This window comes from Streptomyces sp. RLA123, from assembly GCF_056270165.1.
The window spans coordinates 1,878,654-1,898,573 of sequence record NZ_JBWDOR010000003.1 but is presented as its reverse complement, the minus strand read 5'-3'; the positions used below and the strand labels follow the sequence as shown (position 1 = coordinate 1,898,573).

Below are 19,920 nucleotides of genomic sequence, written 5' to 3'. Positions count from 1 at the left end.
CGGCGGCCGGCCGGGGGCAACGTCATGCCGGGGGCACCGGAGGCGCGGCGCCCGTCACATCGGGCGGTAGACGGTCAGGGCCTCGTTGACCTTGTCGACGAGCAGCTCGCCCGGGGCGGGCGCGACCTCGCCGTCCGCGGCGAGCCGGGTCCCCGGGCCGATGCCGCCCAGTCGTACCCGCCGCAGCAGGGCGGTGGTGGAGCCGGTGACGGCGGCGGCGAGCAGCCGGGTCCTGGCGTAGGGGCTGCCGGGCACCATGCGGACGTCGAGCTGCCCGTCGGCCAGGTTGCGGCGGCGGACGGGGGCCGGCCCGAGGCTGCGGTAGGCGCCGTTGCCGGCGAAGAGCATCCACACCGAGTGGCGGCGCCCGTTGATGTCGACGTCGAGCGGGCTGGAGGTGCGCAGGACGTGGACGGCGGCGAGGACGCCGGCGGGCCAGCTGCCGACGCGGCGCGACCAGCGCTCGCGGTAGCGGACGAGTTCGGGGTAGACACCGATGCTGAAGGTGTTGAGGAACAGTGACGGCCGCGCGGCCGTGCCGTCCCCGTCCAGCGGGGTGATCCGGGCGACGTCGGCGGAGATGGCGGTGCCCGCCTCCACCGCGCGCGCCGCGTCGTCGATCGACTCGATGGCCAGGTCCATCGCGAAGTGGTTGTACGTGCCGCCGGGGGAGACCATGAGCGGCACGCGGTGCCGCAGGGCGATCTCCGCCGCGAGGCGGACGCTGCCGTCGCCGCCGTGGACGCCGAGCGCGCCGCCGGCCTCGGCGGCCTGGCGGGCGGCCTTCTCCAGCATCTCCGCGAGGTCGTCGTCCTCGGAGCACTCCTCGACGACGGCCTCGGGCAGCACGGCCCGCAGCCGCTCCGCGGGCATTCCCAGCAGCGGCGGCGGCCCGGAGACCTCGTTGACCACCACGTACAGTCCGCGCCCTGCCGGGAGGGCGGGCGCGTCGGCCCGCGGCGTGGGCGGCACGGCGAGGTCCCGGCCGGTCGGTACCAGACCCCGCACGGCCAGCGCCGCCCCGGCGCCGAGCGTCATCCCGGCGAGCACGTCGCTGGGGTAGTGCACGCCCGTGTAGACGCGGGAGAACGCCACCGACCAGGCGAGCGGTGCCACGACCGCCCCCCAGCGGGGCGACTCGACGGCCACCCCCGCCGCGAAGGCGACCGCGGAAGCCGCGTGACCGGAGGGAAAGGATGTGCTGCCCGGCTGCCGTGACAGGCGCCGGATCACGGGGACGGAGTCCAGCACCGGGCGGGCCCGGCGCACCGCGCCCTTACCCACGGTGTTGACCACCGCCGAGGCGAGGGCGAGCGAGCCCACGCCGCGCAGCGCGGCCCGCCGTCCCGGGCGGCCGCCCACCACCGCGATGCCGGCGGCCACGCCGAACCACAGCGCACCGTGGTTGGCGGCGCGGCTCAGCCGGGGCAGCACGGGCTCGGCGGCCGGCCACTCCCGTGTCGCGACGCGCAGGAACAGCTCCTTGTCCCACGCGCTCAGCTTCGGGCGCACATCGACTCCCTCCTGATGGGTTCCACCTGATCGGTTCCGCTGCCGGCTCTCGTTCTGGGTCAGGCCTGTGGGCCCATCCCCAGCGTCCGTACGACGTCCTGGACGTTGGAGTACCGCCGGTTGTCGCCCGGCAGGCCGTCCACCAGGTCGGTGAGCGGGTCGGGCGCGTGGTGGTCGCGCAGCGTCCGCAGCAGGTCGCCGCGGCGCGCCGGGAAGGTCTTGCGGGTCAGGTGGCGGGCCAGTTCGAACCGCAGTGACGGGCCGTCCGTGGCGCTGGCCAGGACAGGGCCGTTGACGACCGCGAGGTCGTCGTCGGCGGCGGGCTCGGGGTCCTGCCACTCCTCGACCCGGGTCGGATGCCCGGAGCGCAGCAGTCCGCGCAGTTCGTGCTTCATCTCGTCGTCTCGGTGGACGCTCAGGCGGTCGCTTCCTCGTTGCACGACGGCTCCTTTCCTCGGGGGTCCGGGTACTTCTTCGTCTACCCGTTCGCGGCGTTGAATGCCTGCCGAATACGGTACGAAGCGGATGAATCGGGTCTCCCGGGGTACCAATCGGGCGAGGCCACCGGCAGCGAAAGGAAGGTGCGCGGCCCATGAGCCCATACCGCGGCGGGGTCGACCCCGCAGACCTGGAAGAACGGCAGCTGGTGCACGAACTGGAGTCGGTGCACCGCACCCGGCACGAGACGCTGCTCTACGGATCCCCGTCGGCCCTCGACGCCCACAACTCGCGCATGGTGGCGCTCGAAGGGGAGTACCTGCGCCGCCATCCGCAGCGGATGGTCGCCCCCGGCCGCACCCGCGCCGGGGCACGGGCCCGGATGCTGCAGATGCCGGCCCGGTCCGGGTCCGCGCAGTAGCCGCGGCGCACGGTACGCCGCCGCAGGTGCCGCGGCCGCCGCGGGACGGCTTCCCCCCGGACACCGGGACGTGCGGCGACCGAACGGCCGCCGCACGCCCCGCGTTCGTTCCCGGGGGCCGTCGTCTACCACCGGTACCAGCGTGATCCGCCGGAACCGCTGCGGGTCACGAAGCCCAGCAGCCACAGCACCAGGACGACCAGAGCCACCCACCAGAGCACCTTGACGGCGAAACCCGCCCCGAAGAGCACCAGGGCGAGGAGCAGGACGAGCAGAAGCGGGACCATGGAAACACCTCCTGGACACCGGTTGCCCTCAAAGGCCGGGGATACGCCGGGCGATGTGCGCGCCTTAGGGGCGCGAGGCAGGTGCCGCATGCGAGGGTGACGGAAGGCCCGACCCCACCACCGGAGGTACGGATGCAGCGGACGACCCCGACGGCCCCGGCCGGCCGCGCCGCGCCGTACGCCGCCCGCCCCGACCCCGGGCTGCCGGTCCCGGCGTACTGGGCGGAGCACATGGCCGCGGATCTGCCGGGCCGATCGGCTCCCGAGCCGCCGGGCGGCGGCATGGCGGTACGCGCCGCCGCAGCGGGCTACTGGGACCGCCGCGGGCTGCCGACGGACGCCGAGCAGACCGCCGCCGGGCCGGGCGCGGAGCCGCTGCTGCTGGCCCTGCTGGCGGCGATCGGCGGGGACGTCGTGGTCGCCCGGCCGTCCGCCGCCTGGCACGCGCCGCTGGTGCGGCTGCTGGGCCGCCGCCCGGTGGCCGCCCCGACCCCGTCCGTCGGCGGCGGCGCGCCCGACCCCTTCGCGCTCCTGGAAGCGGTGCGGCGGGCCCGCGAGGGCGGTGCGGAGCCGCGGGTGGTCGTCCTGGCGGCGGCCGACGACCCGAGCGGCACGGTGACCCCGCCCGAGCTGCTGCACGAGGTGTGCGAGGCGGCGGAGGAGGCCGGCCTGCTGGTCGTGTCCGACGAGACGTACGGCGACACCGTGCACAGGCCCCACGAGACGGTGCTGCTCTCCCCGGCCGAGATGCTGCCCGCGCGGACGGTCGTCGTCAGCGACCTCGGCGCGGCCCTCGCCCCGCCGGGCTGGCCCGCGGCCGTCGTCCGCTTCCCCGCCACCGCACAGGGCATGAGCCTGCGGACCGAGGTCCTGCGGCGCTGTGCCGACCTGCGCGCCCTGTTGCCGGGACCGGTCGCCGACGCGGCCGCCCACGCCCTGTCGGAGCCCCCCGGCGTCCGCGCGCACCTGGCCGCGGCCGGCCGTCTCCACGCCGCCATGGCGAGGGCCGCCTATGACGTCGTGGCCGGTGCCGGCGCACTGTCCCGTCCCCCGGAGGCGGGCTTCCAGCTGTACGCCGACTTCAGCCCGGTGCGCTCAGGACTCGGCGCGGCCGGCGTCACCGATGCCGCCGGCCTCGAGGCCGCGCTCACCGAGCGCCTCGGCTACCCCGCTCCCGGCGCCCACCGCTTCGGCGACGACCCCGCCGCCCTCCGCGTCCGCATCGACACCGGCCCGCTCCACGGCGGCGACGACACCCAGCGCCGTATCGCCCTGGACTGCCCGTCACCGGTTGCCCTTCCCCACGTCGCCGCCCGTCTCGGCGCCCTCGCGTCCGTCCTCACCACTCTCACCGCGACGACCCACTGACGCGGGTCACGTTGGCGATTTTGATGGCCCCGACCACCAGTGGGACCAGTCCGAGGACCAGGAACAGGCCGTTGACGTCGCCCTGTACCCCCTTGCGTGCCTTGGCCGGGTCGGGCGGTGCCGTGACGGTGAGGGCGTCCTCGGATCCGGGGCCGGCGCGATCGGTGCCTGGTGCGCGACCTGCTTCGCCGCGCCGAGCGCGGTGTTGATCAGGACCCGGGCCACCACGCCCGGCCCCGGCTGGTCCTCGGCCGTCGTGGGCGGCCGGATCACGGGCGTGGCGAACTGCTGCCCGCGCTCGGCTCCGGAGCGGTCAGTAGGAGGCGTCGTGCGCGTCGGCGGCGCCGGTTCCTGTGCCGGTGCCGGTGCGGGGGCGCAGGCGGCGCCAGAGCTGGGGGGCGCCGGCCACGGCGAAGGTGAGGGCGACGGCGAGCAAGACGCCCTGCCACGGTTCGGGGAAGAGGGAGCCGCCGAGGATGCCGATGAGCTGGTAGGCCGCCGCCCAGGCCAGGCACGCGGGGACGTCGCCGCGGGCGAAGCGGCGCGGGGGCATCTCGGCGAGGAGGCAGGCGAGCATGACGGGGATGCGCCCTGCCGGAATCAGCCGCGACAGGACGAGCACCGCGACCCCGTGCTCGTCGAGCCGGCGCTGGGCGTCGGCCAGGTGGCCGGGGTCGGCGCGCTCCTGGAGCCGCCGCAGCCAGCGGGAGCCGTTGCGGGAGTGCACCCCGCGGTGGCCGAGCCAGTACAGGGCGATGTCGCCGAGGAAGGCGGCACCGGAGGCGACGACGAAGACCAGCGCCAGCGAGAACGGCGCCGTCTGGTGGAAGGCCACGACGGCGGCGCCGCTGACCAGGGCCCCGGTCGGCACGACCGGCACCAGGGAGCCCAGGACGACGAGCAGGAAGAGCGACGGGTAGCCCACGGCCTGCCGGGTGGACTCCGTGGAGGTCTGCTGGGCCAGGTTCGCGAGGACGCTCAGGCCGTTCACCGGGCGGCCTCCAGCCGCAGGCTCTCCCCGTGGTCCAGCCGGTGCACGGTCACCCGCGGCGCGAGGTCCCCCGCCAGGCGGGCGAACTCGTCGCCGGGGGAGTGGAATTCGTGGGGGCGTACGGCGTCCATGCCGATCGGCCAGTACGTCCCGTAGTGGATCGGCACCGCCGCGCGCGGTGCCAGCCGGGCGAGGGCCTGGGCCGCGCGCGCCGGGTTCAGGTGGCCGTCGCCCAGGAAGGGTCCCCAGCCGCCGACCGGCAGCAGGGCGGCGTCGCAGGGCCCGACCTCCTCGGCCATGGTGTCGAAGAGCCCGGTGTCCCCCGCGAAGTAGGTGCGCTCCTCGCCCTCGAGCACATATCCGAGCGCGGGCGAGCGCTCCGGTCCGTAGGGCAGCCGCCGTCCGTCGTGCGCCGCCGGCACCACGCGCACGGTCAGCTCGCCCACCCGCATCTTGTCGCCGGGGGCGACCTCGGTCACGTCCAGCCGCAGATCCCCCGCGAGCCGCCGCAGCCGGGGCACGGCCGCGGACGCGCCGCGCGGCACCAGGACCCGGGTCCCCCGGGCGAGCCTCGCCAGCGACCCCGTGTGCAGATGGTCCGCGTGCAGGTGCGAGACGAGTGCCACATCCGCCAGCGCCGCGCCGGGCGGCGGTACGGCCCCGCGCCGTCTGCGCAGGTGCGCGAGGCGGGGTACGAAGAGCGGATCGGTGAGCACCCGCACCCCGGAGTCCCGCACGGTCACCGTCGCATGACCCCACCAGGTGATCTCGACCGCCACGCCCGCCTCCTCGCCTCCCCCCGAGCCTATGCTCCGGCGCGCCTGCGATGCGCCGGAGGGGTTGTGTCAGGCTGGGGGGTGTCGTAAGCCGTCCGGACGTGAGGTGAGGTGGGCCGTGCTGCATCGGTGGCGGGCCGCCGGGTACACGATCGCGCGCGTGCTGCTGGTCTGGGCGGTGTCGACGGCGACCATGGCCGCGCTCGCCGGGGTCCTGCCGGACTTTCGCATCCAGTCCCCCAGCGGTGACAGCCCGACCCGGATCGCGATCACGGCGGCCGTCGCGGCGGGTGCGTTCGGGCTGCTCAGCGCCCTGGTCTGGCCGGTGCTGGTACGCGCGGTGCTGCTGGTGCCGGCCCTGGTGCTCGGGTTGCTGGTGTTCTTCCTCAACGGCTCCCTGCTGCTGATCGCCTTCCGCTTCACCCCCGACTGGCAGGGCGACATCGCTCCCGCGACGGCCGTCGTCATCGCCGCCGTGATGTCGGCGGCCTCCTCCGGCACCAGTACGGCGCTCGCGATGCGCGACGACGCGGCGTACGGACGCCGGCTCGCCCGGCTGGCCGGCCGCCGCAGACCGCGGGGCGCCGACGAGGGAGCGCCCCGGGGGGAGCAGGAACCGGGCTTCGTCTTCGTGCAGATGGACGGTGTCGGGCACGACGTGCTGCGCGAGGCCGTGCGGCCGACGCCCTCCAAGGGCGGGCGGCCGCGGCCGCCCGCGATGGAGACGGTGGCGCAATGGCTGGACAGCAGCCATCGCCTGGTGCCCTGGATCACGGACTGGAGCAGCCAGACGGGGGCGAGCCAGCTGGCGATCCTGCACGGCTCCAACGCGGACGTGCCGGCCTTCCGCTGGTACGAGAAGGAGACGGCGCAGGTGATGGTCTGCAACCGGCCGTCGTGCGCCGCCGAGCTGGAGCGGCGCGTGGTCGCCCGCACCGGCCGCCCCGGTCTGCTCGCCCCGGACGGCGCCAGCCGCGGCAACCTCTTCAGCGGAGGTGCCGAGCAGCTCGCCCTCGTCATGTCGGTCTCGACCCGGCGGCGGCGGTTCTCGGCGGACCGGCTGGCGATGTCCCGCACTCTGGCCGCCTCGGCCGCCCGCGTCCGGGGCCGCGGACGGGACGCGGCGGGTGCCGCGCCGCGGGCCGCCCGGGTGGGGGAGACCCGCTCGCGCAACGGCTACTTCGCGTACTTCTCCGACCCCGCCAACGCGGTGCGCACGGCCGCGTCCTTCCTGGCCGAGGTGGTGCGGGAGATCTGCGAGTCCGTCGCGGCCCGGCTGCGCGGCGACCGCCCCCGGGTGCGGCGCGGCGGGCTCTACCCGTTCCTGCGGGCCTTCGCCACGGTCGTCGAACGCGATGTCGCGGCCGCGGCGGTGGTCGGCGACATGCTCGCCGGTCGCACCGCCGTCTACGCGGACCTGGTCGCCTACGACGAGGTCGCCCACCACTCGGGCCCCCGCAGCCGGGACGCCATGCGGGTCCTGCGCCGCCTGGACCGGGTCGTCCGGATGATCGCGGACGCCTCGCGGTACGCCCCCCGCCCCTACCGGCTGGTGCTGCTGTCCGACCACGGGCAGAGCCATGGCGAGACCTTCGAGAGTGCCTACGGCCTGACCCTGAAGGACCTGGTCCGTGCCGGGTGCGGGCTGCCGGTGCGGCGCCGGGCCCGGCGCACAGTGAGCGGTGCCGAGGCGCGTGCCGCGGCGCGAGCGGCGCTGAACCGCCCGGAGTGGGGCCGGCACACCGAGGAGGAGCACGCGACCGCGGGGCCGTCCTCGGACCCGGTGGTGCTGGCCTCCGGCAACCTCGGGCTGATCTCCTTCCCCGATCTCCCAGGCCGCGCGGACCGGGCACGCATCGAGGCCCGTCATCCCGCGCTGCTGCGAACGCTCGCCGAGCACCCGGGCATCGGCTTCCTGCTGGTCCGGGACGCCGAGCGCGGGCCGCTGGTGCTGGGTCCCGGGGGAGGGCAGCACGAACTGGACAGCGGCCGCGTCACCGACCCCGACCCGCTGGCGCCCTTCGGGCCGCGCGCGGTGGCGGCCGTGCGGCGCACCGCCGCCTTCCCGCACGCGGCGGACATCATGGTCAACTCCGCGTACGACCCGGTGACGCACGCGGTGCACGCCTTCGAGGAGCAGGTCGGCTCGCACGGCGGGCTGGGCGGCGACCAGGGCCGTGCGTTCCTGCTGCACCCCTACGAGCTGGAGGGGCCGGGCCCCGACGAGCGGCTGGTCGGCGCGCGCGCCGTGCACGAACTTTTCAGCGGCTGGCTGCGCCGCAAGGGCACCCTGCCCACCCCGCGAGCCGAGACCCCGGAAGCGGCGGGAACCGCGGTGGGCGGTGCCTACGCGCAGGCGCCGGAGCCGGCACGGGGGCAGGCCGCGCAGAAGACCACCGGCTGACCGCCGGGCCCACCCGCTCCGGGGCGGCGCCGCCCCGCGAACGGGATCGGCCCCCCGGGCTGTCCGGTCGGCGATACTGCCGGGGTGGAACCGACCTGGCTCGGCGAACCGACCGTCGACGCGCTGCGGGCCGCGCTGCGCACGGTGGCACCGGATCTGGCCGAGGGCACGATCGTGCCGAGAGGTCTCGAACCCGGCGACGACCCGCAGTGGTGTTCGGCGAGTGCCGTGGTGGACGGCCGGTTCGTGGTGAAGTTCGCATGGTCCCGGCCGGCCGCGTTGCGGGTCTGCCATCAGGCCCGGATCCTGTCCGCGCTCGGGAAGGCCGCGCCCCGGCTGCCGCTGCCCGAGGTGGTGGTGGAGTCCTGCGACCCGGCGCTGGTGATCCTGCGCTGGGTGCCGGCGACGCCGTTCTTCGACCTGCGGCACCTGATCGGGCCCGCCAGGCGGGACGGGGTCGCGAGGGATCTCGCCGCGGTCCTCGCCGAACTGCACCGTCCGCAGACGCTGCGGGCGGTCGCCGAGGCGCTGGGTCCGCTCCCGGAGCCGGCCGCGCCCGCCACGACGGACGCACTCCGCGCGGGTTTCGGGGCGCTGCTCCCCTCCGGCAGGCAGGCCCGCGTGCCGGCCTGGTGCGACTGGGCCGACAGGGTGCTCGCGACCAGGGGCCGCACCGTGCTCGTGCACGGCGACTTCCACGGCGACAACCACGTGTGGGACGCGGGGACGCTCCGGCTGCGACTGCTCATCGACCTGGAGACAGTGGGCATCGGCGAGCCCGAGTTCGATCTGCGCTGCCTCCCCTCGGACTGCGGCGTGGAACTGTTCACCGCAACGGTGACCCACTACGAGAGGGCGACCGGCACCACGCTGGACGTCGACCGCCTCATGGCCTGGCACCTTCGCACCGTCCTCGGCGACGCGCTGTGGCGGGCAGAGGCCGCGGTCCCCTTGCCGGACGGGCGGACCCCCGTGCAGTGGGTCGACGACCTGACCGCACGGTTCGCCGCGCTCGGGACCTTTCGGCCGGGCTCCCGGCCGGCGGCCGAGGGGGATGGGACATCCGTCCGGCCGTGATCTCTTTCGGGTCCTCGTCCCGACCGGTCGCCGGCCCGGGTGACCCCGCGCTCCGCCGGGGGCGGCCGGTTCACGCGTGGAGCGCGGGACGCGCCGCGCGAACGGGTGATTGACCCGGCGGCCTCCGTGCTGGACGCTTTCCCGCGGTTGACCGGTACCGCGCGCGGCGCGGAACCCGCGGAGGGGCGGCATGACGTACTACGAGGACCTGAGTTCGTACGGCTATTTCACAGAAACGATTCCGTCCGAAGTCTCCGCGCGCGCCGTCGGATGGCTCGACCCCGCCCACCCCTTCACCCGCGCCGAGCCCGACGAGGCCTTCGCCGAACGGCTGTTCGCGCTCTGCCGTGACCACCGCTTCGCCATCACCCGCGGGTGGTACGGCTGCGGGCTGTGCCGCCGCCGCTTTCTCACGGGCGGACGGCGGGCCCACCCCGTCACCGTCGCCCGCGGGCGCGAGCGGATCCTCGTCGGCCACGGCGAGGTCCGTGTCGAGACCGGCGACGCGGACACCTGGCTCATCGCGCCGGACATGGTCGCCCACTACGTCCTGACCCACCACTACGCGCCTCCCGAGCCCTTCGTGGAAGCCGTGCTGGCGGGCCGCGTCGTGGCGCACTCGTTCTAGTACTCGAGATGTAGATCGTGATCTTCATGGTTGAAGGGCTGCCTGGCGGCGGTAGTGGCTGTGGCGTGCTCGGGCTTGGTGGCGTCGGCGCCAGGTTGACCAGCGCAGTCGGTGGGCGATGTCGAGGACGGGGCGTACGAGGAGCGCGGCGAACAGGCGCTGGATCTCGTTGCAGGTGAGAGGGATCAGGCCGTTGGGGCTGGTGCCGTCGTCGGCGGAGGCGTGGGCTCGGCGTTCGCGGGCGGCGGTGACGGCGAGGAAGGCGTGAGCCAGCAGGGCCAGGGTGACCCAGCGGTGCCAGGAGTCCCAGCGCCGCACTTGGTGCTCGTCCAGTCCCGCCAGCCCCTTCGAACTCTGGAACATCTCTTCCACCGTCCAGCGGCTGCCTGCGACCCGTACCAGGGTGGCCAGCGGCACCGGGCGGGGTGACCAGCAGCGGTAGGCCAGTTCGCTCGTGGTTCGGTTGTGGCGGATTAGCAGGTGGTGATGGCCTGCCAGGCCGGGTGCGGTGATGGCGACCAGTGCCCAGTCGTAGAAAGCGGTACCCCTTGGCACCGCGTCCGGCGGACAGCTTCTGCCGGGCCCGGCGCGGGATCTTCTTTGCGAGCAGGTCGGCACGGCGAGGGCCGGCGGCGGTGGGGATGGGGTGAGAGCACGAGACGGCCAGGACGTAGCCGAGGCCGCGCGCCTCCAGGGCGGAGCGCAGGGCGGGATTGTTGCCGTAGACCTCGTCCGCGGCAGCCCAGGCCGCCGGGGTACCGGCGGCCAGGGCGTGCTCGATCATCCGCTGGGCCAGCTGGGGTTTGGTGGCGAAACCGGTCCCGTCGGGGACACCGGCCTGCCACAGGCGTTCCGGGTCGCTGGTCCAAGACTTGGGCAGGTAAGGAGCACGGTCGATGGCAGCGTGGCCGTGGCGGGAGGTGTAGGTGAGGTAGACGGCGACTTGGGAGTTCTCGATCCTGCCGGCGGTGCCGGTGTACTGGCGCTGCACGCCCACGGTGCGGGTGCCCTTCTTCAGATCTCCGGTCTCGTCCACCACGAGCACGGCCTGGTCGTCGGCCAGGTGGTCGACCACGTAGGCGCGTAGGTCGTCGCGGACCGCGTCGGCATCCCACTTCGCGCGGGCGAGCAGGTGCTGCAGGCCGTGCGGGGTGGCGTCCCCGGCGTGCTCGGCGATCGTCCAGCAGTTCTTCCGTGGCAGGTCTGCCAGCAAGCCGAGCACCAACTGCCGGGCCCGGCGCCGGGGTTCGACCCGGCCGAACCGACCGGCGATCCGGCCCATCAGGGCCTCGAACGCCTCCCGCCATCGGGCAGGCACTACGCTGTCCCCCGCGGCAACCGCGGGATCGTCTGTCTTCACATACCGATGATCACCGGTGGCCGCAGCCATTCCCGCAGCAGCCCCCACCACAGAGATCACGGCCTACGGGCGTTCGGTGAGCAACTCCGCCAGACGGGCAGCGAATTCGGTGAGCCAGTCCAGTCGTGGTCCGTTCTGGGCGCTGTGGAATTCGGTGCTCGCGGCAGCCCGTGTCGGCCGCGTCCGACCGTGACAGCAGGTCGCCGTCCGAGGTCGTGACCTATAGGGCGAAGCCGGTCTCCTGGTCTGCGGCAGCGATCTGGTGGTGGAAGCGTTTGTGGACCCAATGACGCTCGCCGAGTAGGTTCACCTGTCCCCATCGGCCGGAGACCGGACCAAGTCGGGTATGGCGTGGCATCGTGCCCGCCAGACGCTGTGGGCTGGCGCCGCCGGACAGCTTGCTGCTGTCCAACACGTAGATGGCGTCCTGGGTGACCGCCAAGCACCGGTACTTGTTCCAGAACATCGTCAGGCCGGTGAGATAAGTAATGATGAAGAACCAGAAGTTTGGCGCGCTCTGGCAGATGAAGACCTGCCGGATCTCGCTGCCGGCGGGCAGGAACGGTGCCGAGCGTTGCACCAGGTCCTGCCGCGGCTCGGGGTCGCGCCGTCCGGTCTCGTCAGCGGTCATACCGTCCTACCTTCCTTGTCGCGCGTATCCGCATTCACGAGGCTGTCACATCGCCGGGGTGTGTCGCTTGGGTGTGGGCCTGCGCGGCACTGCGCGTGACAGGATGCCAGGTCACGAAGTCCGGCTGGAGAGTACTAGGGTCGGCGATGGCGGACTGGCTCACCGGTGCGATCGAAAGCCAGCCCGGCTACCAACCCCGATGCGGCCCGGCGCCCGAGACCACGGGCCTCCTGGACGTCTTGGCAACGGCGAACCGGAGCGGATTCCTCACGATCGGTTCGCAACCTGGTGTCGACGCGGTCGGTCGTGACGGAGCGCGGTGGCAACAGCACGCCGCAGTGGAGGGGTTCGTTGAGGACCCGGACCTCCTCCAGCGACTGGTCGGCGCCGCCAGCCACGCAAGCGTGACGATCATCCTCCATGAGCTCGGCGACAGGCCGGGCAGCGGCGCACGGGTCGTCACGACCCGGGACGATGCACCAGTCACAGCGTTCGGTGGCGCTCTCAGCCGCCGCGACCTGAGGTGCATCTGGCATGGCTGCCATCGTGACGCGCTCGCCGCCGTCTCGCGGGCCACTCAGGTCACGCTCATCGATCCCAGCCCGCGACCCAGCGAACGGCTCTGGGACCTCCTGCGCCGCCAGACCGCGGCCCTACCCGGACTCCTGAAGGACAGCCCGCCCGTCGGCACGTGACTCCGGTCCCCCGCCGCGAACCTCCGAAGCCACCTAAGCCCGCCGGCCTCCGATCAGCCCATCACAACCCGCCCCGGCAACCCGCCGTGCGGGCGCCCGATCGACTTGGGCTCGGGGCACGCACCACCATCCACCACCGACCAGAAAGGACCGTTGTGGACCAGGCCGCCGTATTCGCCGCCGTGTTCGTCTCCCTGTACGTCGCACACAGTGTGGGGGATCTCTGGGTTAACGCGGCGAAGGCCGTGTCCACCTTCCTCGGTGTCTCGCTTTCGAGGGGCAGCCGACGACCGTCGTCAGTCCGAGGCTCCGTTCGCGTGTCTCAGTTGGTGAGCCTCGATGTTGCGCCTCGAGGTGCACTCCTGGGGGTGACGGCATGATGCCCGCAGCCGTGTTCGCCGCGGTGTTCGCGGTGCTGTTCGCCTCCCATGTCTGGGCGGATCAGTGCTGGCAGACGGACAAGTGGGCAGCAGCGAAAGGCCGTCCCGAGCCCGGGTCCGGTGCCCCGACTGCTGCTGAGTCGTGGCGCGCTCTGATTGCTCACGTCGCCGTCTATCACCTGGTCATGACCGTGATGCTTGCGGTGACGACGGTCCTGCTCGACCTTTCCATCGGATGGACCGGGGTCGCGGCGGGGATCGCATTCTCGGCCGTCACCCACGGCTTCTGGGACCGCCGATGGCCGGTTAGGGCATGGATGGTCCTGACCGGCAGCGGCCAGTTCGCCAAGAACCCGCAGGGCCGATACTCCGTCGACCAGGCCCAACACGTCTTCTGCCTGTGGGTCTCGGCTCTGCTCATCACCTTGCTGTGACATCGGATCGACCTGGGATGCTGGATTGGGTAGCAAGCGGGCTGTGCCAAGGAGTGCGCTGAGCTGCCATCCCTGCCGGGATTCCGTCTCAGGGTGTGGTGAGGCGTGCGATCGTTCCGATCTCCAGGGCGGTCCACATCGCGCCGTCTGGGCCTTGGGCGATGCCGTGTGGTTCCGAGGCCGGGCTGGGAAGGTCGTGTTCGTCGATACGACCGTCGGGGGTGATCCGGCCGACGCGGTTGGCTCCCCATTCGGTGAACCAGCAGTTTCCGTCGGCGTCGGCGGCGATGGCGTGCGGGCGTGACGCACGGTCGGGCAGGGCGAATTCGTCGACCTTCCCGTCCGGCGTGATCCGTCCGATCTGACCGGTGCCGATCTCGACGAACCACATGGCGCCGTCGGCGCCGGCCGTGATGCCGACCGGGGCGCTGGCCGGTGTAGGCAACGGGTGAACGGTGACGTCACCGTCGCGTCCGATGGCGCCGATCGCGTTCGCCTGGTTCATCGTGAACCACAGCCGGCCGTCCGGGCCGGTGGCGATGGCTGACGGGAAGGCGCCCGAAAGCGGGAGAGGGAACTCGGTGATCTGCCCGTCGGGCGTGATGCGGCCGATGCGGTCGGCGTTGGCCTCGGTGAACCACAGTGCGTCATCGGGGCCCGCGGTGATGCCGAACGGCCCGGCGTCCAGCGTCGGCAGCGGGAACGATGTGATGTTTCCGGTCGTGGTGATTCGGCCGATCCGGTGGCTGCGGAACTCGGTGAACCACAGCGCGTCGTCGGGCCCTGCTGTGATGATCGACGGTCCGTCGGAAGCCGGTTCGAGCTGGTAGGAGGTGACGTCGCCGTCGGGGGTGATGCGGCCGATCCGTCCGTGGTGGACCATGGTGAACCACAGTGCGCCGTCTGGTCCGGCAGTGATTCCGTAGGGTCCGGCCTCACGGTCGGAGACGGAGAACTCTGCGATCGCAACGGGCGGACGGCTCGGCATCGGCGATTCCTTGATCGGTGAACGGTGGAAGTGCGACTGCGGATGCTATCCGTGCCCACAGCGCCCACGCACCTGGATATTCCAGTCCTGCGGCAGCAGCCGCACAAAGCCAGACATCACCGATCACTGGCGGAGTGGGGGAACTGGGGCCAGGGAGGTACAGCTGAACGTACTCAGCTCTCGACGGAGCCGCTGGAGCTCGTCGTCTTTGGCCGCCAGGACCGAAAGGGCCAGCTGATGACGTTCCTTGAGCTGGTTGAACTCGGTGTGCGTGCGGGCGAGTTTGTGAGTGAGACGCTGATTTTGGTCCCGCAGCCGCGCGATCCGTGCTTCTCGCGGGTCGGGCTGCTGTCCGGCGGCCCAGGCAGAGGCCCGTCGTTTCTCGAACTCGTCCTTGAGGTGGCCCAAGGTGCGATAGAGGGCGGCGCGGGAGATACCGGCCTCGCGGGCGAGGGTCTTGACGTCGCAGGCCCCGCCGACCGGGATCTGCCCGGCGAGGAGCCGGTCGATGGCTGCGCGGATCCGCCGTTCGATCTGATCGCGCTGCTCGTGACTGAGTGCCATGTCATCCCGCCTTTCCGGCGGCCTTGTCGATCTCTTCGAGGGCTCGCATGGAGCGTTCGTGTTCGGCCCGCAGCCGGTTCTTCTCACCGATCGGAATGCGCGGGCTGGCCAGGAGGACCGTGCCGTTGTCCGCCGCGGTCTGCCAGACGGCCGGTGGAGGAGATGGTGGGTGGCCTGCGGACAGCGGGAGCTGTCACACATTCCCGTCAGCGGAGCCGCCGCTGACTTGGCGCCGGCCAGCTTGAGACACAAGGCTTTGGCCAGGTCCTCGAACCAGCAGTAGTTCGCGGCGGACAGGTGCAGGACTGCGGCCTTCATCTTGAGCAGCAGTTCGACCTGCCGGTCGGTGACCACCTTGGCCGGGCCGGCCTCGTGTCCTTGGAGTTCGTCCTCGACCGCGCGAAAGGCGGCCATCAGGGCATCCGGGCCGGGACCGGCCGGCAACTGGCCGTCCTGGAACTGGCGGAATGCCTCCAGGGTCCGGCGCATCTTCTCGTCCGCCTCGGCTTTCTTCCACTCCTGGTGGAAGACGGCCTGGGCGCCCCCGGGCCGGTGAGCGTACCCCTCGCTGGTGACTACAGACAGGTGCTTGAAGTGCAGTTTCGTGGCCAACAGCCCGCCGGGCCTGGCCGCCATTTCAACCGCGAGCGTGCGGCGCAGGCTGCGGGGATGCACCGGTGTGTCAGGGATGGGCTCCAAGCCCAGACGCTGGCCGGCCGGCGAGTCCACCCACCGCCGCAGCCAGTCCATCGCGCCGTTGCTGTTGAGTGCCTGTTTCTGAACCTCCGCCCGGGGCCGGCCGGTAGCCTGATATCAGGTCGACCGAGGGCGAACCTGCTGACCGTCAGCGCCAGATTGATCAAGCCGCAGAACTCTTCGGAGCAGTCCGGGTGGCGGTGGTGGTCACCACCGCCATGGCGGTCGCCAATCCCTTCCCTCGCGTCACGCCAGCCGCAGCAGTCTCCGTTCGGGGAACGGTCACAGTGACCGTTCCCCGAACGTTTGCGCAGAGCGGTCATTCCGGACTGATGGCCCCTGAGCTGCTGATTCAGGGTTCAGAAACAGGCACTAAGCTTGACGTTTAACCCTGTTGCGCTTGGTGCTCCTTGATCGTTTCGGCGCGTTTGACGGTCTTGCCAACGTTGTGGCGTCTGGCGCGTCGCTTGTTTTTCGAGCCCGTAGGTCGTCCTGGGCCCGGATGGGACGGTTTTGGTGCGGCTGCCGGACGGGCAGTCGTCGCTCGGACGTTGCGAAACCCTCGGCGGACCCGGGCTGGGGTGAGACGGCGGGGTTGGGCGGGTCGTTCCCAGGGGCGGCGGAGGTCCTCGGCGAGGGGGCGGGCGAGACGGAGCTGGGTGTGGGCGGCGATGATCAGCCGGGTCCACAGGTCGGCGGTGTCCGCGTGGCGGACCTTCGGGGCGGTCCAGCCGAGCGTCTGCTTGAACAGGCGGAAGGTGTGTTCCAGGTCGAATCTGCGGAGGAATGATTGCCACCAGCGGTTCACGTCCGCGGGTGTGGCGGCGGTGGCCGAGCACCACAGCCAGACCGGCTTCGGGTCGCGGTCGCCTGGAAGGTGCTCGACCTGTAGCCGCACCAACGTGCCGTGCAGAATGGGGAGTTCTTCCGCCGCGTGGTCCAGCCAGGGGCCGCGGTGGGTGAGGCGGGGGTGTATCCGGTCCCATGCCATCGCCTCGGCGTTGCCGTAGCGGGTGGTGTCCGTGGCGGTGGTGACGTCGGGGGTGTGCCAGGTGTCGGGCTTGGCAAAGGTGAGGACGCCGCCGTGCCGGCTGGGCCGCCCGCCCTTCGGCCCGGAGTGGGTGGGGCCCGGGTCACGGAGCATCACGCGATCTGAGCGCAGCCGGCCGATCAGCACGATGGGCAGGTCTGCCAGGGCGTGGGAGAGGTAGGTGACGTCGTAGCCGGAGTCCATGACGATCAGGATCTCGGGATCACCTGGCTGCCAGTGCCGGGCCTGCGTCAACCGCTGTACCACAGAACGTAGTTGGGCGGCGGTGACGGCAGTGGCGTCGTCGGCGGGGCCCAGACGCACGGCGTCCAGCAGCGCGACCCAGGAGGTGCGGCCGGTCTCCAGGGCGGCGACGAAGGAGTACGGCCAGCCAGGCACAAACTGATCCGTGCTGCGGTCACCGCGTCCGTAGACGTGACAGAACAGCCGGTTGTTGCTGGTCGGGGCATCAGGACGAAGCCAGTTGCTGACGTCCACGGCCAGCACGATGCGCCCGTCGGCCGCCTTCGGCAGCGGCAGACGGGCCAACGTGCGGCGCAACCGTGTCGGCTCCAGCCAGCCCCGGTCCAAGGCGGCGTACAGGGCGCCGTGCCCGCGCCGGTGCTCGACCGCCAGTGACAGCTCGACCAGCGTCTTCACCGGCCCATCCGCACACAGCACCGCATCCGTGAGCTCGAAAAGCGTGTCCGCACGGGCGTAGAGGCATTCATAGAACTCGACCCGAAAGCGGGACAACACGTCCAACGCCTCGCCTGCGGGCGCATCGAAGGGGAGACTCATGGGCAGCGGCCGTTCTCTCGTGCTTCGTGACTCGACATCTCGAAGCGTGGAGAACGGCCGCCCCCATTGTCCCGGGAAAAACCGCAGATCAGCAGGTCGAGTGCCCTGCGAAGTTAAACGTCAAGTTTAGAAGCCGTTTCTCTATCGAGCATGGTGAGCATCGGTTCGAGTGTGGCGACTCGGTCGGGTGATCTTCCGAACGTCCGGGCATGAGGGTAGGGCCTCCTGCACAGCTCATGGGTGTCGAATCCAAGTGAGCAACAGGAGGCCCTGTGCCGCAGTCTTGCGTTCCGGTAGCGGCGGAGTCCAACTCGCTGCCCCTGTCGTGTGACTGGTGTGGTCGGCCGAACGACCGTCAGCTGAAGCGTTCCCCGTCGGTGGCCGCGTGTGCAAGGGCCGCATTGGCATCATCAAGGTCGAAGGCCGTAGCGTCGAGTCCGCTCCCGCACGGGCCAACCCGCCCGTGTCGGCGAGCACGGCCAACTTCGGGCAGATGGTCTCCGCGTTCGCTGTGCCTGGGGCCGTTCGCGGAGGTCGATCTCCTGGGCGGTGAACGAGGCTTCGGACCGGCGGATGTGGACGAGCTTGGGGTGGAGCGGCGACACGTCGTCCACCACGGTGGCCTGGGCCCGCGCCCGCCCCGTACAGGAAGGCGACCGAGGGGGACACGGTAGGGGCAAACGGCGCGGCCTGGGCGCTCGGCAGGTCAGTGATCGGGCGAGTGGAGCCCCGCCAGAAGCAGGTCCAGCAAGGTGCGGATCGCATCGGGCCGCCGAGTGGCCTGCGTGGGGCGCAGCGAGGATATCGCCATCAGGACGACGCGGACGTCTGCGACGGTGGTTCCTCGCCGCAGGACGTGCTGCTGGTGTGCGCGGGCGACGAGTTGTTCCAGTGCTGCCGCGTGGGCCTGCCGGTCGGCACGAAAGGCGTCGCCTGCGGTGTGAGAGCCCAGCAGTGCCTCATTGAGGCCGGGGGCCCGGATTTGGTGCTCAGCGAACTGGCGGATGGCTCCGCTGAGCGCGGTCCAGGCGTCCGGCTCTTTCTGTGCGGCCTGCATGTCAGCCCGGCAGGCCGCCACATGCCCGGCCAGGGCGCCTCTGATCAAGTCCGTGCGGGTGGGGAAGTGCCGGTACAGCGTCGCGATTCCCAGCCCGGCGCGCCGCGCGATCTCGCGCATGGGGAGGCCTACGCCCTCGGCGGCGAAAGCCTCGCGGGCGGTCGCGATGATGTGTTCATGGTTGTCGGCCGCGTCTGCCCTGACTTTCCGAGTCACTTTTCCCCGCGTCCTTATCGTCTTCTCCTGTAGTGGAACAGGTGCTCCGGAACCATGTTTACCTCATGGGAGCGCGCGGAGGCTCCGGGCGGGAGAGGTGATCATGTTTGCTGTGCAGTTCAAGCGGTTCGGCCCGCCGGAGGTCCTGACCCTGGGCACCGTGCCCGAGCCTCATCCTGGCCCTCACCAGGTCCGCATTGCCGTCAGGACCGCGGCGGTATCACCCGTCGATCTCGCACTGCGCGAAGGCTCGTCCCCGGCGGGCAAGCACCTCGCCCTGCCGCACATTCCTGGCGTCGATGCCGCCGGGGTGATCGACGAGATCGGTGCTGAGGTAACGGGCTACGCCGTCGGCGACGAGGTCTTCGGCGCGGTCGACGTGGCACGGCTGGGCGGGGCGAGCGCGCAGTACGCGGTCCTGGACTTCTGGACCCACAAACCGCACGGCCTGACGTGGGCCGAAGCCGGCGCGGCGGGCACCGGCATCGAGACCGCGACCCGCGCCCTCGACCTGCTCGACGTACGGGAGAACACGACGCTGCTGGTGGACGGTGCGGCCGGCGGCGTCGGCAGCATCGCCGTGCAACTTGCGGTGGCACGCGGCGCCCGCGTGCTCGGCACAGCACGCCCCGACAGTCACCAGTTCCTCAGGGAACTGGGGGTGGAACCCTTGGACTACGGGCGCGGTCTGCCGGCCCGGGTCCGCGCGGTGACCGCCGCTCCGGTCGACCGGGCACTTGACGTGGCGGGGGCCGGGTCGCTGGGCGAACTGATCGAACTGGCTGGCACCTCTGACAGCGTCGTCACCCTGGCTGACTTTGGGGCATCGGCTTACGGGGTCCGGCTGTCCGTGGGCCGCCTCGGCGGCGAGCCCGACGGCGTCCACGGACTCACGTCAGCCACGGCACTCGCCGACCAGGGCCGGTTCCACGTTCCGGTCCGCGAAATCTACCCGGCCCATCAGGCAGCGCAGGCGCACGAGGCAGCCGCACAACCGCCCCGACGGGGAAAGATCGTCCTCGACATGACCCGTACCAGTTAGAGCGCGTCGACCGAGCTCTACTGATAGCACCCCAGTCGGCTCAGCTGGAGATCGATCGTGTGGGCCTCCTTCCCCTCCCGGCGCGGACGGCAGGTGGCGTCGACGCTTCGGACGGGCGATGGAC

General features: G+C 71.9%; 18 protein-coding genes and 1 pseudogene. 8 read left to right on the top strand and 11 right to left on the bottom strand.

Annotation, left to right across the window (positions count from 1 at the left end; genetic code table 11):
* Positions 1-54: 54 nt before the first annotated feature.
* Both RV983_RS08585 and RV983_RS08580 read right to left on the bottom strand, forming a co-directional pair.
* Positions 55-1,512, bottom strand: coding sequence for a bifunctional phosphatase PAP2/diacylglycerol kinase family protein (locus RV983_RS08585; RefSeq protein WP_475985183.1), 1,458 nt, complete (start codon positions 1,510-1,512; stop codon positions 55-57).
* Positions 1,513-1,571: 59 nt separating this feature from the next.
* A complete protein-coding gene (locus RV983_RS08580) occupies positions 1,572-1,952 on the bottom strand; it encodes a DUF2795 domain-containing protein (RefSeq protein WP_475985182.1) in 381 nt (126 codons plus the stop codon).
* A 152-nt stretch (positions 1,953-2,104) separates the two neighbouring features.
* On the opposite strand from RV983_RS08580, the gene RV983_RS08575 reads away from it, so the two are divergent.
* A complete protein-coding gene (locus RV983_RS08575) occupies positions 2,105-2,371 on the top strand; it encodes a DUF6158 family protein (protein WP_475985181.1) in 267 nt (88 codons plus the stop codon).
* Between the two features lie 125 nt (positions 2,372-2,496).
* Here RV983_RS08575 and RV983_RS08570 read toward each other — a convergent pair whose 3' ends face one another.
* Positions 2,497-2,658, bottom strand: a complete 162-nt coding sequence (locus RV983_RS08570) for a hydrophobic protein (RefSeq protein ID WP_475985180.1) — start codon at positions 2,656-2,658, stop codon at positions 2,497-2,499.
* A 132-nt stretch (positions 2,659-2,790) separates the two neighbouring features.
* On the opposite strand from RV983_RS08570, the gene RV983_RS08565 reads away from it, so the two are divergent.
* Positions 2,791-4,026, top strand: coding sequence for a pyridoxal phosphate-dependent aminotransferase (locus RV983_RS08565; protein ID WP_475985179.1), 1,236 nt, complete (start codon positions 2,791-2,793; stop codon positions 4,024-4,026).
* A gap of 313 nt (positions 4,027-4,339) precedes the next feature.
* Here RV983_RS08565 and RV983_RS08560 read toward each other — a convergent pair whose 3' ends face one another.
* Complete coding sequence (locus RV983_RS08560; RefSeq protein WP_475990256.1) at positions 4,340-5,008, bottom strand: DedA family protein; 669 nt, start codon at positions 5,006-5,008, stop codon at positions 4,340-4,342.
* A 5-nt stretch (positions 5,009-5,013) separates the two neighbouring features.
* Positions 5,014-5,796, bottom strand: a complete 783-nt coding sequence (locus RV983_RS08555) for an MBL fold metallo-hydrolase (RefSeq protein ID WP_475985178.1) — start codon at positions 5,794-5,796, stop codon at positions 5,014-5,016.
* A gap of 118 nt (positions 5,797-5,914) precedes the next feature.
* Here RV983_RS08555 and RV983_RS08550 point away from each other — a divergent pair, with 118 nt between their 5' ends.
* The 3 genes from RV983_RS08550 to RV983_RS08540 all read left to right on the top strand — a co-directional run bounded on the left by RV983_RS08550 (position 5,915) and on the right by RV983_RS08540 (position 9,902).
* Positions 5,915-8,197, top strand: coding sequence for a phage holin family protein (locus RV983_RS08550; protein WP_475990255.1), 2,283 nt, complete (start codon positions 5,915-5,917; stop codon positions 8,195-8,197).
* Positions 8,198-8,281: 84 nt separating this feature from the next.
* Positions 8,282-9,274, top strand: coding sequence for a phosphotransferase family protein (locus RV983_RS08545; protein ID WP_475985177.1), 993 nt, complete (start codon positions 8,282-8,284; stop codon positions 9,272-9,274).
* A 190-nt stretch (positions 9,275-9,464) separates the two neighbouring features.
* A complete protein-coding gene (locus RV983_RS08540; protein ID WP_475985176.1) occupies positions 9,465-9,902 on the top strand; it encodes a DUF7919 family protein in 438 nt (145 codons plus the stop codon).
* 24 nt (positions 9,903-9,926) lie between these two features.
* Here RV983_RS08540 and RV983_RS08535 read toward each other — a convergent pair.
* A pseudogene (locus RV983_RS08535) lies at positions 9,927-11,184 on the bottom strand (IS701 family transposase).
* Positions 11,185-11,482: 298 nt separating this feature from the next.
* A complete protein-coding gene (locus RV983_RS08530; protein ID WP_475985175.1) occupies positions 11,483-11,893 on the bottom strand; it encodes a hypothetical protein in 411 nt (136 codons plus the stop codon).
* Positions 11,894-12,039: 146 nt separating this feature from the next.
* Between RV983_RS08530 and RV983_RS08525 the strand changes: the two genes are divergently transcribed.
* Together RV983_RS08525 and RV983_RS08520 are read left to right on the top strand one after the other, a co-directional pair.
* A complete protein-coding gene (locus RV983_RS08525) occupies positions 12,040-12,588 on the top strand; it encodes a DUF6919 domain-containing protein (protein ID WP_475985174.1) in 549 nt (182 codons plus the stop codon).
* Positions 12,589-12,964: 376 nt separating this feature from the next.
* Positions 12,965-13,402, top strand: coding sequence for a DUF3307 domain-containing protein (locus RV983_RS08520; protein WP_475985173.1), 438 nt, complete (start codon positions 12,965-12,967; stop codon positions 13,400-13,402).
* An 88-nt stretch (positions 13,403-13,490) separates the two neighbouring features.
* Here RV983_RS08520 and RV983_RS08515 read toward each other — a convergent pair whose 3' ends face one another.
* The 4 genes from RV983_RS08515 to RV983_RS08500 form a co-directional block, all read right to left on the bottom strand.
* Positions 13,491-14,390, bottom strand: a complete 900-nt coding sequence (locus tag RV983_RS08515; RefSeq protein WP_475985172.1) for a Vgb family protein — start codon at positions 14,388-14,390, stop codon at positions 13,491-13,493.
* A 123-nt stretch (positions 14,391-14,513) separates the two neighbouring features.
* The gene (locus tag RV983_RS08510) at positions 14,514-15,704 is read right to left on the bottom strand and encodes a hypothetical protein (RefSeq protein ID WP_475985171.1); all 1,191 of its coding nucleotides are present in this window, start codon (positions 15,702-15,704) and stop codon (positions 14,514-14,516) included.
* A 331-nt stretch (positions 15,705-16,035) separates the two neighbouring features.
* Positions 16,036-17,481: an NF041680 family putative transposase gene (locus tag RV983_RS08505; protein WP_475985170.1), complete on the bottom strand. Its 1,446-nt coding sequence runs from the start codon at positions 17,479-17,481 to the stop codon at positions 16,036-16,038.
* A gap of 706 nt (positions 17,482-18,187) precedes the next feature.
* Positions 18,188-18,754: a TetR/AcrR family transcriptional regulator gene (locus RV983_RS08500; RefSeq protein WP_475985169.1), complete on the bottom strand. Its 567-nt coding sequence runs from the start codon at positions 18,752-18,754 to the stop codon at positions 18,188-18,190.
* Positions 18,755-18,857: 103 nt separating this feature from the next.
* Between RV983_RS08500 and RV983_RS08495 the strand changes: the two genes are divergently transcribed.
* Complete coding sequence (locus tag RV983_RS08495) at positions 18,858-19,796, top strand: NADP-dependent oxidoreductase (RefSeq protein ID WP_475985168.1); 939 nt, start codon at positions 18,858-18,860, stop codon at positions 19,794-19,796.
* Positions 19,797-19,920 lie beyond the last annotated feature (124 nt).